Source organism: Lysobacter soyae, from assembly GCF_019551435.1.
In the GTDB taxonomy this organism is placed as follows: Bacteria; Pseudomonadota; Gammaproteobacteria; order Xanthomonadales; family Xanthomonadaceae; genus Solilutibacter; species Solilutibacter soyae.
On sequence record NZ_CP080544.1, the window covers coordinates 632,245 to 646,410 of the forward strand.

The 14,166-nt window shown below is 59.9% G+C and carries 9 protein-coding genes; 7 read left to right on the forward strand and 2 right to left on the reverse strand.

Annotated features, from left to right (window positions below):
• Positions 1–94 precede the first annotated feature (94 nt).
• Genes pilG through H8L67_RS02935 form a run of 7 tightly spaced genes read left to right on the forward strand, consistent with a single transcriptional unit; the run spans position 95 to position 12,064 of the window.
• Positions 95–493, forward strand: a complete 399-nt coding sequence (gene pilG, locus H8L67_RS02905; protein ID WP_220380288.1) for a twitching motility response regulator PilG — start codon at positions 95–97, stop codon at positions 491–493.
• 12 nt (positions 494–505) lie between these two features.
• Positions 506–871: a response regulator gene (locus H8L67_RS02910; protein WP_220380289.1), complete on the forward strand. Its 366-nt coding sequence runs from the start codon at positions 506–508 to the stop codon at positions 869–871.
• Between the two features lies 1 nt (position 872).
• Positions 873–1,412, forward strand: coding sequence for a chemotaxis protein CheW (locus H8L67_RS02915; protein WP_434063412.1), 540 nt, complete (start codon positions 873–875; stop codon positions 1,410–1,412).
• 52 nt (positions 1,413–1,464) lie between these two features.
• Positions 1,465–3,474 (forward strand): methyl-accepting chemotaxis protein, encoded by a 2,010-nt coding sequence (locus H8L67_RS02920; protein WP_220380290.1) that lies wholly within the window; start codon positions 1,465–1,467, stop codon positions 3,472–3,474.
• Positions 3,475–3,529: 55 nt separating this feature from the next.
• Entirely contained in the window at positions 3,530–9,823 is a 6,294-nt protein-coding gene (locus H8L67_RS02925) for a hybrid sensor histidine kinase/response regulator (RefSeq protein ID WP_220380291.1), read from the forward strand.
• On the forward strand, positions 9,810–11,597 hold the full coding sequence (locus H8L67_RS02930; RefSeq protein WP_220380292.1) for a chemotaxis protein CheB: 1,788 nt from the start codon (positions 9,810–9,812) through the stop codon (positions 11,595–11,597). The genes H8L67_RS02925 and H8L67_RS02930 overlap by 14 nt, the downstream gene beginning before the upstream one ends.
• Entirely contained in the window at positions 11,594–12,064 is a 471-nt protein-coding gene (locus tag H8L67_RS02935) for a chemotaxis protein CheW (RefSeq protein ID WP_220380293.1), read from the forward strand. Before H8L67_RS02930 ends, H8L67_RS02935 begins: the two co-directional genes overlap by 4 nt.
• Before the next feature lie 3 nt (positions 12,065–12,067).
• Here H8L67_RS02935 and H8L67_RS02940 read toward each other — a convergent pair whose 3' ends face one another.
• Positions 12,068–12,802, reverse strand: coding sequence for a 16S rRNA (uracil(1498)-N(3))-methyltransferase (locus tag H8L67_RS02940; RefSeq protein WP_220380294.1), 735 nt, complete (start codon positions 12,800–12,802; stop codon positions 12,068–12,070).
• A complete protein-coding gene (locus H8L67_RS02945) occupies positions 12,799–14,166 on the reverse strand; it encodes an adenosylmethionine--8-amino-7-oxononanoate transaminase (protein WP_220380295.1) in 1,368 nt (455 codons plus the stop codon). Before H8L67_RS02945 ends, H8L67_RS02940 begins: the two co-directional genes overlap by 4 nt.

The following is a 14,166-nucleotide window of genomic DNA, read 5'->3' on the forward strand; positions in this document are numbered from 1 at the left end:
CTTGATGAACCTGAGCTTGACACGGGAAGCCGCAGGTGAAACATTCCCCATATACCGCTCTGCACCGTGCAGAGGCAATGTTATAGGGGCTTCAATGGAATCAACCGACAATTCCGGCAATTTGAGCGGGCTGAAGGTGATGGTGATCGACGACTCCAAAACCATCCGGCGCACGGCGGAAACGCTGTTGAAACGTGAAGGTTGCGATGTCGTTACGGCGAGTGACGGTTTCGAGGCGCTGGCCAAGATCGTCGAGCAGCATCCACACATCATTTTCGTCGACGTGATGATGCCGCGGCTTGACGGTTATCAAACCTGCGCGCTCATCAAGAACAACCAGGTGTTCAAATCGACACCGGTCATCATGCTGTCTTCCAAAGACGGTTTGTTTGACAAAGCGAGGGGCCGGATTGTCGGCTCGGAGCAATATCTCACCAAGCCGTTCACGCGTGAAGAACTGCTGGGTGCCATCCGATCTCATGTGACCGCTTAGGGGGCGCGCAACATGGCTAAAATTTTGATTGTCGAGGACTCACCGACAGAGTTGACGGTGATGTCCCAATTTCTCTCCAAACAAGGGCATGAAGTCCTGTCTGCCGCATCCGCGGAAGAAGGTATCGAAACCTGCAAGCGCGAAATGCCGGATCTGGTGGTGATGGATGTTGTGCTGCCGAACATGAACGGCTTTCAAGCCACGCGTGCGATCAGCAAGGACGACAGCACCAAACACATTCCGGTGATGATCGTCAGCACCAAAGGCATGGAAGTCGACCAAGCTTGGGGCATGCGCCAAGGTGCGCGCGACTACATGGTCAAGCCGGTCAAGGAAGCGGATTTCATTTCGCGCATTTCCGCCATACTCGGAGGCTGAAATGGACGCCATCCAGTCGGCCTACGGGTATTTGTGCGACCTCGATGCGCGCAGCCTTGCGCATGTGGCCGGTATTCCGCAGGAAGCCGGCGGACGCAGCGGCTGGCGCGGATTGGCTTATCGCATCGGGCATCGTCTCTTGGCTTCCAGCTTCGACGATGTCGCCGAGATTTTGACCGCACCGCCGGCCACGCCGGTGCCGGGTGGTCAGAATTGGCTGCTCGGCTTGGTCAACGTGCGCGGCAATTTGATGCCCTTGGTGGATCTGAAAATGTTCCTCGAAGGCGAGCGCACCGTGATGCATGAGAACCAGCGCATGCTGACGATCCGTCAAGAAGGCGGCGATGTCGGGGTGCTTATCGATGAACTGGTTGGTCAGCGCGCATTCGACGAGGCGGATCAAACCGATCCGGGTGCGCTGACCGACGGACGGTACAAGCACCTGATCAAACGTGCATTCAAAAAAGACGACGAAACCTGGGGCGTGTTCGATTTCGACGCGCTGACACGTACACCCGAATTCAGGCGCGCCGCACTGTAAATCCGCGCCGGAACACACCACCACACAAAAGAGTTGCAGTTAAGGGGAACACATGAGCACCGCATCTGAATCGTTGATGGACAAGGCACGGTCGCAGGGGACCAACTTCTGGTTGATGGCCCTGTTGATTTCGTTCTTGGTATTCGCACTGAATGCCGGCTATTCCTTGTTCAAGTCCAGCCGATACGGTGGTGCGTCCTCTGCCGCGGCGGATTTGCAGGTGCTTTCGCAGCAGTATGCGAACCAGAGCCGTGAAGCCGTGGCCGGCAAGGAAGCGGCGTTCGCCTCTTTGCAAAACGTCAAAAAACAAATCGAAGCGGCGGTCAATCGCGTCGACTCGAGCTATGGCAATGACCCGTTGGTCAGCGGCGATATCGGCAAGGTGAAAACCACTTGGTCGCCACTGGCAAAGAGCGGTGACGCCGTCCTCGGCTCGCAGGCGGCATTGACGGGTTTGTCGGGTAATGCAGACCATTTCAACGCACGCGTGCCTGATTTGCAGGCGCAATTGAACGAAGTGGTGAACGGCCTGAGTGGTGCAGGTACGTCGGCTCAGCAGCAATTCGCCATGCGTCAGATCGTGTTGGCTTCGTCCATGGCACGCCGCATTGCGGAAATCCGCGCAGGTGGTGCCGGTGCGCCGGTGGCCGGTAACGGTTTGCGTAACGACGCCAACGTGTTCAACCAGGTCATGACCGATCTCACCAGCGGTGGTGCGCAGGTGGGTCGCGTGACCGGTCCTGCCGTTGCGCCGCTCAACAAGGCCAACCAGCAATGGGCCGAAATGAAGAAGGACGTCGACGCCATTCTCGGTAACTCGAAACAATTGTTCAGCGCGCAATCCGCTGCCTTGTCTATCACCGACAACGCCGACAAGCTGCTCGCCGACAGCCGCGGCCTCTTTAATGCTTTCACCGCCACCGGTTCGCTGAAAGACACCAGCATCCTCGGTAATTTGTGGATCAGCATTGCCGCCGGTTTGGCCACCCTGTTCTCGCTGCTCATGTTGGTGTTCTCCCAATGGCGTGCGCAAAAACTGCGTCAGGCTAGCTTGGAAGAACTGAACACGCGTAACCAACAAGCCATCATGCGCTTGCTGGACGAAATGGGTTCGCTCGCAGAAGGTGACTTGACGGTGAAGGCCACGGTGACCGAAGACATGACGGGCGCCATCGCGGACTCCATCAACTTCGCAATCGAGCAGCTGCGCAGCCTCGTGGGTACGATCAACGTGACCTCGGTGCAGGTGGCCGCCGGCGCGCAAGAAACGCAAAACACCGCACTTCACCTCGCCGAAGCGGCGGAACACCAGGCGCAGGAAATCACCTCGGCTTCAGACCGTATCGGTGAAATCGCTTCCTCCATCCGTCACGTGTCACGCAACTCCGCGCAGTCTGCCGAGGTGGCACAACGTTCGGTGGAAATTGCAACCAACGGTGCCGGCGTCGTGCGTCAAACGATTCAAGGCATGGACAACATCCGTGACCAGATCCAGGAAACCTCGAAGCGCATCAAGCGCCTCGGTGAATCCTCGCAGGAAATCGGCTCGATCGTGGAACTGATTAACGACATTTCCGAACAAACCAACATCTTGGCCCTGAACGCATCCATCCAGGCGGCTTCGGCCGGTGACGCAGGCCGCGGCTTCGCGGTGGTGGCCGACGAAGTGCAGCGCCTCGCAGAACGCTCTTCGCGCGCAACCAAGCGAATCGAAGGTCTCGTCCACGCGATTCAGTCTGACACCAACGAAGCGGTGAGTTCGATGGAACAAACCACGACAGAAGTGGTGCGCGGTGCCCGCTTGGCCGAAGACGCAGGTACGGCACTGGGTGAAATCGAACGCGTATCCAGCGATCTCGCAGGGTTGATTCAAAACATTTCGAACTCCGCAGAGCAGCAATCGAACGCCGCATCGAACATCACGCACACGATGGACACGATCCGCTCGATTACGGCACAAACCTCGCAAGGTGCAAGCCAAACGGCGAAGTCGATTGGAAATCTCGCCCAGCTGGCAACCGACCTTCGTCGTTCGGTCGCCGACTTCAAGCTCCCGGCCTGAGCACCGGACGGATTGAGTCAGTGACCGAAGCAGCGAAGAGTCCAAGGATCCAAGCATGAGCGCGTTACGCGAGGCGATAGAACACGCCACATTGGGTTGGGTGAAACCGGAGCTGGATACCGCTCTGCACCAAATCCAAGGCGATATTGAGGCGTTTGTCGAAGCACCGGACGATGTCGGTCCGTTGCGCGACGCCACACAACAGTTGCGGCAGATCGAAGGCACCTTGCGCATGCTTGAGTTGTATGCGCCCGCCACGTTGATCGAAGAAATGCAGGCGTTGACGCACGCGCTTTCAGAGGGTGAAATCTCCGATGTGCGGGAAGAGGCCTGCGCCGCCCTCGGCCGCGCTGCCATCCAATTGCCTGACTATCTGGAACGCCTGCAAAGCGGACATCGGGACATTCCCGTTGTCTTGTTGCCTTTGCTCAACGAACTTCGTGGTTTCCGCGGTGAAGCGTCGTTGGGTGAGTCGGTGCTGTTCTCCCCCGATTTCGAACGTCCGTTGCCCAAGGAAGTGGCGGACGTGCCGGTCCAAGCGCCAACCGGCGGTCGCGAATTGCTCGATCAATACGAGGGCGATTTGCGTCGCTTGTTGAACGAATGGCAATCCAATGGCGACGTCTCCGCAACGGTGCTCAAAGAACGCATCGACGGTCTGTTCGGCTTTGCCCGCGATGAAGACATGCGTCGACTGCTCTGGGTCGCGTCTGAAACGGCACAAGCGGTCGGCGATGGCGCCCTCACCGCAACGCGACAACTTCGCGAAGCCTTCAATTCGGTCGTCGAGGAAGTACAGGCCTCCCGTCAAGAAACGGGTTTGGCATCCGGAAACGCCTCGTCATCGTATCTGCCCGTGCGCAAGCTTTTGCAACAAGTCGCGCGCATTGATACGCCCAACCCAAGCCTGGATCGACTTCGCGACACCTTCGGACTTCATCAACAGGCGGTCAGTGCCGAAGAGCTTGCGCATGCGCAAAGCAGCGTCACCGGCGTCAACCGCGCCTTGTTGGACACTGTGACCGGCGCGTTGAAAGAAGACGTCTTCAGAGTCAAAGACTCGCTGGATATGCATCTGCGTACCGGCAATACCAATCCCGACGACTTGCGAAACGAAGTGGATGCATTGAGCCGCATCTCCGACACGCTCGGCATGTTGGGGCTCGGCGGCGCACGCGATCTCATCCAACGGCAACGTGATCTGTTGGCCGGTGTTGTCGATGGCAACAAGGCGGCTGACGAATCGGTTCTGCTTGACGTCGCGGGTGCCTTGTTGTTCGTGGACGCGTCCTTGGAAGATCAAGTGGCCCAATTGGGACGCGAAGTCGGACGCGGCAACGGTGAGGAATCCATCCGCACGTCGGATGCCGAACAGCTGCTCTCTGCGCTCACGCGCGAAGCCGTGGTGAACTTCGGTGATGCACGCCAAGCATTCGTTGCATTTGTGGAAACAGGCTGGGATCACGCCGCACTGGCGGAGGTGCCGCGACTGTTGAATGAAGTTTCGGGTGCACTCGGGATGTTGGAACTGCCGCAATGCGCGGACTACGTTTCCGGTATTCGACTGTTCACCGAGAACGAACTCATTCAAAAGCGCCGCGTGCCCGGCAGCCAACAGCTGGATACGTTCGCCGACGCCATTGCCAGTGTCGAGTACTACCTCGAAGCCTTGCGGGACAAACGCGCCGATCGTGAAGACATTCTCGCGATTACCCAGCAAAGCCTGGAGGCGTTGCGTTATTGGCCGTTGCCTTCCCAAACCACCGAAGCGCCGATGCCCTCTTTGGGCAACGACATCGAGGATGCCTACGAGGCTTTCCTCGAAACGGCGACTGCGGAGCAGAAGGCCGCAGACGATCACGAGCTTGCCGCGACGCTTCAAGAAGAGTTGGAGGCCAGCGATGCGGCACAGATCCGTCCTTGGGCGCGCACCGACGCGACCGACGCGCAAAAGGCCAATTTGGCGGTTCGCCCGGAACTCCAGTTCGATCTGACGAAAGATGATATCGACGACGAAATCCGCGAAATCTTCGTCGAAGAATTCAAGGACGAAATCGAAAATCTCGGGATCTTGCTGCCGCCGTGGCGCCAAGCACCCGGTGATGCCGAACGCCTCCGCCCGATTCGTCGTGTATTCCATACACTGAAGGGCAGCGGGCGATTGGTCGGTGCGACCAAGCTCGGCGAATTCAGCTGGAAAGTTGAAAACATGTTGAATCGCGTGCTGGATGGTTCACGTCCGGCATCGCCTGAAGTCGTCGCCTTGGTCGGTGCCGCAGTGGATGAACTGCCGTCGCTCTATGGCGCACTCAGGAATGAAGCGGTACCGGAAGTTGATTTCGACGGCATCGAGACCGCCGCCGAACAATTGGCGAACGGTGAAGAAGTGACTTACGTGCGTGCCGTTGCAGCGGCGCCGGAAGTTGAGGCGCCGACGCATATGCCGGTACAAATCGATCCGGTGCTGTTGGAAATCCTGTCGGCGGAAGTCCAAGGCCATATGGTGCACTTGGACAACTGGTTGGCGCGCCAACCGGCGGTCCCCGACGAAGCGGTGGTTCGGGCTGTTCACACCATGAACGGCGCCTTCTCCATGGCGGAAGTGCCGGGCGTCAGCGACGCGGCAAGTCCAGCAGAAGCCTATTTGAAGCGTTTGAAAGCGGTGGACCGGGTCCCGGACGAAGAAGGCGTTTCGGCACTCCGCGATTTGGCCGCGCACGTCAGGGACAGTGTGGTTGCGCTGCAAGCAACGCCGCAATCCGTGCCGTTGGTCGGCCTGTTGGAAGATCGCTTTGTCAGTCTTCGTGATGCACTTCCGGCGCCGGCACCTGAGGACCTCGGCTACGGCGAGGATTTGGGTCACAGTCTGGATATCCCGGGCTTCGACGAAACGGTGTCCTTGTCCGACGCCGAGCATCTGGACGTGGCGTCTGCGGAAGCCGAACACTTGGAAGCGGAACGAATCGCTGCCGAGGAAGCGGAAGCCGCTCGTATCGCGCAGGCCGAAGCAGAAGCCAATGCCGAAGGCGAAGCCGAACGTCTCGCAGCGGAGGCAGCAGAAGCTGCACGTCTCGCATCCGAGCGTGAGGCTGCCGAGGCAGCCGAATCTGCACGCTTGGAGGCGGAACGTTTGGCTGCGGAAGAGGCCGAGGCCGCGCGCCTTGCCGCCGAAAATGCCGAGGCGGAAAAACGAGCAGCTGAAGTAGCGGCGGCAGCCGCAGCCGCTGCTGCCGCGGCGGCACTCGCCGCTGCGCAGAGCGAAGCGGAAGCCGAACGTCTTGCTGCAGAGCAAGCCGAAGCGGAACGCGTTGCCGCAGAACAGGCGGAAGCAGAACGCCTTGCTGCAGAGCAAGCTGAAGCAGAACGCCATGCAGCAGAGCAGGCCGAAGCAGAACGCCATGCAGCAGAGCAGGCCGAAGCAGAGCGCCTTGCAGCAGAGCAGGCTGAAGCAGCGCGCCTTGCAGCAGAGCAGGCTGAAGCAGCGCGCCTTGCTGCAGAACAAGCGGAAGCCGAACGTCTTGCTGCAGAGCAAGCCGAAGCGGAACGCGTTGCCGCAGAACAGGCGGAAGCAGAACGCCTTGCTGCAGAGCAAGCTGAAGCAGAACGCCTTGCAGCAGAGCAGGCCGAAGCAGAGCGCCTTGCAGCAGAGCAGGCCGAAGCAGCGCGCCTTGCTGCAGAACAAGCTGAAGCAGAACGCATTGCTGCAGAGCAGGCCGAAGCAGAACGCCTTGCAGCAGAACAAGCAGAAGCAGAACGCCTTGCCGCAGAGCAGGCTGAAGCCGAGCGCCTTGCTGCAGAGCAAGCCGAAACCGAACGCATGGCGGCAGAACAGGCGGAAGCGGAACGCTTCGCCGCAGAGCAAGCCGACATCGCACGCCGCGCGGCGGCAGAACATGCGCCTGAACTAAGTGAGCTAAGCGCGCCGCTGGCCGACATTTCAGCGCCTGAACAACGCCAAGAAGACGCCCCGGCGGCGAAACACGATTACGCAACTTTCGCCGCTGAGATTGGCCCGGCAACGCCGTTGGATGCCGCACATCTCGATCCCGAGTTGCTCGACATCTTTACCGAAGAATGCAATGACATTCTCGATAATTCCGACGGTTTGCTATCCCGTTTGCGTGAAGTGGGCGACGACGCCGAGACCATCAAGGCATTGCAGCGTGATCTGCACACCTTGAAGGGTGGCGCACGCATGGCCGGCATCATGTCCATCGGTGACCTCGGTCACTCCATGGAATCGTTGTTGGAAGCCGTCGCAGAACATCGCACCGAATTCGGCGCTGATGCCATTCCGCTGCTCGAACGCGGTTTGGACACCTTGCGCGCGATGAGCGAGCGCGTGATGGCCCGCCAATCGTCCAGTGCACCGAATGAATTGATCGCCGCATTCAATGCCCGGGCTCGCGGTGTTTCCTTCGATAATTCCGCGCTCTCGGTCGTCGAACACGCGCCGGTTGAGTTGGCTGAACTGTCGGCACCTGCGGAAACCGCACTCGACAAAGAGACGCAAGGCAATACCACGGCACGCGGCGCACAAGAACAGGTACGTATTCGTGCAGACCTGCTCGATCGCCTGGTGAACTACGCGGGTGAAGTCGCCATCTACCGTTCGCGCTTGGAACAACAGTTGGGTGCGTTCCGTTCGTCCATGAGCGAAATGGAACAAACCAACTTGCGTTTGCGCGATCAGCTGCGTCGATTGGATCTGGAAACCGAAGCACAAATCGTTGCGCGCTACCAACGCGAGCACGACGCGCGCGATCCGACCTTCGATCCGCTCGAGCTCGATCGTTTCTCGACGCTGCAACAATTGACGCGCGGTCTGAACGAATCAGCCAACGATATGTCCACGCTGCAGGGCACGTTGGAAGATCTCACCAGACAGTACGAAACCTTGTTGTTGCAACAGTCGCGCGTGAGTACGGATTTGCAAGAAGGATTGATGCGCACGCGCATGATTCCCTTCGATTCCGTGTTGCCGCGTTTGCGTCGCGTGATCCGCCAAGCCGCGGGCGACTCCGACAAAGAAGCCAAGTTGACGGTCCAAGGCGCGCAAAGCGACATCGATCGCAACGTGCTCGAACGTATGACCGCGCCGCTTGAGCATTTGCTCCGCAACGCGGTCGCACACGGTATCGAAGCGCCCACCGCGCGTCGTCGCGCAGGCAAGGATGCCGAGGGCACGATCAACGTGGAGGTGAAGCACGAAGGGTCCGAAATCGTCATGACGATCCAGGACGATGGCGCCGGCCTGAACTACGACGCCATTCGCAGTCGCGGGATTGAACGCGGTTTGCTGGCGGAAGATGCGCAGCCGACCCAGGCCGAACTCGCCTCACTTATTTTGAGCCCCGGCTTCTCCACCGCAAAATCTGTCAGCCAATTGGCGGGCCGCGGCGTCGGTATGGACGTGGTCGACAGCGAAGTCCGCCAACTCGGCGGCTCGATGGAAATTTCGTCGGAGAACAAGCAAGGTACGCGCTTCACACTGCGTCTCCCGCAGACGCTGGCCGTCACCCCGGCAGTCTTCGTTCGCATCGGCGAAACCAGCTATGCCGTGCCGATCGCATCGGTTCACGGTGTCAGCCGCTTGGGACGTGACGCGTACGTGCCGGGTGAATCGAAGTTGCAATACGGCGGTGCCGAATACACCGTGCATGATCTCGGTTTGTTGCTGAATCAAGCACGTGCACGCGCAGACGAACAGCTGCAGATTCCGATGTTGTTGGTCGGTGCGGGTGACCTGCGTGTGGCGGTCGGCGTGGATCAAATCGTCGGTAACCGCGAAATCGTGGTGAAGCCGGTCGGTCCGCAGGTCAGCTCGATTCCGGGTATTTTCGGCGCAACGGTGATGGGCGACGGTAGCGTCGTGGTCATTCTGGACGTCGTGCCGTTGGCACGCCGGTTCGCCAGTGCGCCGCGCGACGTCGACGCCGTGCCTGCACAGGCGCCGGAATCGCACGTGGTGCCGGTCGTCATGGTGGTCGACGATTCGGTCACCATGCGCAAAGTCACCGGTCGTGTGCTTGAACGTCAAGGCTATGAAGTCCTCACGGCGAAAGACGGCATCGATGCCCTCGAACGCATGGCGGAACAGGTGCCCGACTTGATGCTCCTCGACATCGAAATGCCGCGCATGGATGGTTACGAATTGGCCACCGAAATGCGTCGCGATCCGCGCCTGCGTGACGTGCCGATCATCATGATCACCTCACGTACCGGTGAGAAACACCGTGAGCGTGCATTCGACATCGGTGTGAATCGTTACCTCGGCAAGCCCTATCAGGAGCCCGAACTTCTGAAGAACGTGAATGAGTTGTTGGAGCAGGCACGTGAGCAGCGCTGATAACGTCGTCACCGTCTTGCTCGCCGCGCCTTGTGACGCGCGCGATGCATTGCGAACTGCGCTGGAAGCCACCAAGCAAGCCTTGGTGGAAGTGGATCCGCTGACGTCCGACGCAGCGAGTGTGTTGAAGCACTCGCCGAAGAATGTCGTTGTTTTGCTCGACGGCAACACTGAAGACGCGTTGGACAAATTCGACAGCGTCCTCGCCGATCCGTCGATTCGCCTGCTGTTTGAAGAGGCGAGTGTGGTCACTTCGCGGCAGGGTTGGGACTCCGCCCGTTGGTCGCGCCATCTGGCGGCCAAATTGATCGGCAGCGATGATGTCCTGCCGCAAGGTGTCGGTGATGACCAAGGTTTTGTGGCACCCAAACCGCGCGACGCTGTACGCAAGGCCGGCGCTGAATCACGTGATGGTTCGGCCGCCGAGGACGGCGAACCGGAGCGATGGCCTGAACAAACCAAGGCGGACGCCGACGCATTGCCGGAAGCTTCGCGAATGGCGATTGATCATGCGGAAGCTGCAGACCTTGCGGAAGCGCCGGTCGATGATGTCTCGCCTGTCATCGTAGGAGCGGCCCCGGAAATCGAAGAGCCGATCGTGTTTGCGCCCGACAGCCTTGCTGCTTTTGAATCTGTGCCGGATATCGAGCCGCCGGCGGCGACCGCTGCGGCTGATGGTCAAGTCCCGGGCGCGGCGGATGCGTCTTGGCAAATGTTCCAAGCCTATGACGTCGATGACGTGTGGAAACCCAGTCAAGATGTGCCGTCGGCGACGCATCTGGATTTGGATGCGCTCATCGCCAGCGCGGCGACTGCCGAAGAAGAACCGATCGCACCGGCAAAAGTCGTGGCGACGGTCGTGCCTGAGGAAGTCGAAGAAGAGATTGCTCCCCCAAGCGAATTCAGTTTTCAAACCGGTATTTCGCCGGCGGCGCTGCAGTCCGCGGAAGCCCTGGAGGCACCGGCGCAACCGAATGATTTGCCCTACGAAAGCGCGGCCATTCGCGCTACGGATGTGACGGCCGCTTTGGATGCGCCGACCTCCCCGCGGGAATGGGCGTTGACCGACCACGAAGATGAGCCCGAAGCGCCCACGGAAGCGAAGGAAATCGCTGCCCCGGCGTTCAATATTCCCGGATCGCGATTCTCAGAATTGTCATTGTTGGACGATGGAACGGACGGCCTTGAAGGTTCCGAACATTCGGAATCGGCTGAGCACGAGGTCACCAGAGACGGTGCGGTTTTTCTGCTAGGTGGCGCCGGTGGTCCGGATCCTTTGCGAACCGTGTTGGGCGCCCTGCCGGCCGCATTTCCGCGTCCGATGTTCATCATGCAACACCTGGATGCCGGTAACTACGATCGCTTGGCACGGCAGATGGAACGTGCGTCGAATATGCACGTTGAGCTTGCAACGCCGGAGCTGCACATACAGCGCGGAACGGCCTATGTCATTTCGCCTGGCGTCAACGTTCGCAAGACCCCGACGGGTTATGCATTCTGCGAAGATGAAGGTCGACGCGGATTTGTGGATTTCACGGATCAATTCCCCGGTTCCGACAGCGCAATCGTCTATTTGAGTGGCGCGGATGTGGACTGGACGGAAACCGGCACGCGCTTCAAGGCGCGTGGTGCCTGGTTGGCGGCGCAAGCCGAGATCGGTTGCTTCGACTTCGCGGTGCCGTCCATCATGATTTCACGAAGTGCGGAAGCACTCGATGCACTTTCCATTGCGCAGAAGCTGACCGCGCGTTGGAACACAGAGGAACAAGCATGAGCAATCTCCCTGACGAATTGCGTGGTGTGATCGTCCAAACCGGTGCGGGGCAACTCCTGCTGCCGAACTCCGTGATCACCGAAGTGCTGTCGTTTTCGGATCCCGATGCTGTCGACGGCGCGCCGAGTTGGCTGCTGGGATTGATTCGTTGGCGCGGTTGGCAGGTGCCGTTGCTCGATTTTGCCGATCTCGCAGGCGTACAGGCCCGGACCACGCAATTGCAAGGCGGTCGTCGCCGCGTGATCGTGGTGAAAGCCTTGGGCGGAAATCCGCGGTTGCCTTACATGGCGCTCTTGGCGGACGGCTTCCCGCGATTGGTGACCGTCAAAGCGTCCAATCTGCAAGCGCCGGCCGACGCCACAGACATCGCAGCGTGCATTCACGCCATTGCAACGTTGAACGATGAAGAGGCGATCATTCCCGACTTGGACAAAGTCGAAGCGAAACTTACCGCGCTTGCCGCCTGAGTTCTAGACCAAATCGCCGTAATGCGATTGCAAAGCGGCAATCGCGGCGATACCGGCGGTTTCGGTGCGCAGAATGCGCGGTCCGAGCCGAACGCCTTTGAAGTCAGCGGCCTGAAGTACCCCGAGATCCAGGGCCGACCAACCGCCTTCCGGACCCACGGCAATCACGCAGTCCGTCGCGTCGGCAGGCAACGCATTGCGCGTGGCGTCGTTCGCCTCCGGATCCAGAATCAGCCGTTGACGGCTGTCAAGCGCAGCGCATGCCGCGCGCAAAGAAACCGGTGAGCTCACCGCAGGCAGATAGGATCGCCAACTTTGCTCGCAGGCGGCAACGACGACACCGCGCCAGTGTTGCAATCGTTTTGCCGCGCGCTCACCGTCCAATTTGACTTCACTTCGGTCGCTGAAAACGGGCACGAATGCGTGGACCCCGAGTTCCGTGGCCTTTTGCAAAATCATGTCCATCTTTTCGCCACGCGCAACCCCTTGCAACAATGTGATCCGGAACGGCGATTCGGCGATGCCATCCCGAATGGCTACCACTTCCACGGTCGCATGGCGTTTGTCCAAGGAACGCAACACCACATCGGCTTCGATGCCCGAGCCATTAAAGACAATCGCGCTGTCGCCAACGCGCATCCGCAACACACGCAGCCAATGGGCAGCGACTGCCTCGGGAAGATCGAATGGCTTGCCGGGAACGAGCGCTTGGTCGATGTAGGCGCGATTCAATCTCATGCGGTGGCCTCACGAATCGCTCTCGCTGTAACGTCGGTCAACAAATCCAACGCGTCATCATCTACGCAGTAGGGTGGCATCCAGTACAGGACATCGCCCAATGGCCGCAAGACCACGCCTTGCGCAAGCGCACTGCGATACGCACGCAAACCCACGCGCCGGTCTGCGGCAAAACTGCTTTGCCAATCGCCATCGGGTCGCAAATCGAACGCGACCACCATGCCGCACTGACGGATATCCGCCACATGCGGCAGTTCGCGCAGCGAGGCGGCGCGCTCCCGCATTGAGACCGCGCGCTGCAAGTTGCGATGGATCACCTCGTCGCGTTCAAACAATTCGAGCGAGGCCAGCGCGGCTGCACAGACCACGGGATTGCCGGTGTAACTGTGCGAATGCAGAAATGCGCGCTCACGACTGTCGTCGAGGAAGGCTTCAAAAATGGCGTCCGTTGCCAATACGGCGGCGAGCGGCAGCGATCCGCCCGTCAATCCTTTGGAAACGCACATCAAATCGGGTTGTATGCCTGCCTGTTCGGCGGCAAACAACGTGCCGGTGCGACCGAATCCCGTGGCTATCTCGTCGAGGATCAAAAACACGCCGTGGCGGTCGCAGGCGGCGCGCGCACGTTGCAGCCAACGCGGATGGTAGGTGTGCATGCCGCCGGCGCATTGCAAGAGCGGCTCTACGATCACGGCGCAAACCTCTGAACCGTGCTGCGCGAGATAGTCGTCCAGCGCGTCCGCCGCCGCGTCGGCCGCAGTGAGTTGTTCATCGGTCGTCGCAAAGGGCGTTCGCGCCGGCACTGGTGTGAAATGGGCCTTGGCCAGCAAGGGTGCGTAGGTCTTGCGATAGAGCGGAATATCGCCAACCGCAAGCGCGCCCAGGGTTTCACCGTGATAGCCGTTCTCGAGCGCGACAAACACATTCCGTTCCGGTGCCCCGCGGTTGACGAACCAGTGATAAGCCAGCTTCAAAGCGACTTCCACCGCCGACGAGCCGTTGTCGGCATAGAAGACCCGATTGAGCGGGGCGCGATCGGCCATTTTTGGCGCGATGGCCACCAAACGCTCAGCCAGTTCGATGGCGGGCGCATGCGTAAAACCCGCCAGCATCACGTGTTCGAGTTGCGCCGCTTGTTTGCCGATCGCCGCAGCGATGTGAGGATGCGCGTGGCCGTGGATGTTTGTCCACCAACTGGAGACGGCATCCAAATAGCGGCGGCCATCGGTGCCGACCAGCCAAGCGCCTTCGCCGCGTGCGATGGGAATCAACGGCAAGGTATCGGGGTGCTCGCGCATTTGCGTGCAGGGATGCCATACGTGCGCGAGATCACGCGCCACCCAGTCACCTTGCTCGGCTATCAT

Coding starts and splice junctions, on each gene's coding strand:
- pilG (WP_220380288.1), top strand. CDS start 95: ATGGAATCAACCGACAATTCCGGCAATTTGAGCGGGCTGAAGGTGATG.
- H8L67_RS02910 (WP_220380289.1), top strand. CDS start 506: ATGGCTAAAATTTTGATTGTCGAGGACTCACCGACAGAGTTGACGGTG.
- H8L67_RS02915 (WP_434063412.1), top strand. CDS start 873: ATGGACGCCATCCAGTCGGCCTACGGGTATTTGTGCGACCTCGATGCG.
- H8L67_RS02920 (WP_220380290.1), top strand. CDS start 1,465: ATGAGCACCGCATCTGAATCGTTGATGGACAAGGCACGGTCGCAGGGG.
- H8L67_RS02925 (WP_220380291.1), top strand. CDS start 3,530: ATGAGCGCGTTACGCGAGGCGATAGAACACGCCACATTGGGTTGGGTG.
- H8L67_RS02935 (WP_220380293.1), top strand. CDS start 11,594: ATGAGCAATCTCCCTGACGAATTGCGTGGTGTGATCGTCCAAACCGGT.
- H8L67_RS02940 (WP_220380294.1), bottom strand. CDS start 12,802: ATGAGATTGAATCGCGCCTACATCGACCAAGCGCTCGTTCCCGGCAAG.
- H8L67_RS02945 (WP_220380295.1), bottom strand. CDS start 14,166: ATGATAGCCGAGCAAGGTGACTGGGTGGCGCGTGATCTCGCGCACGTA.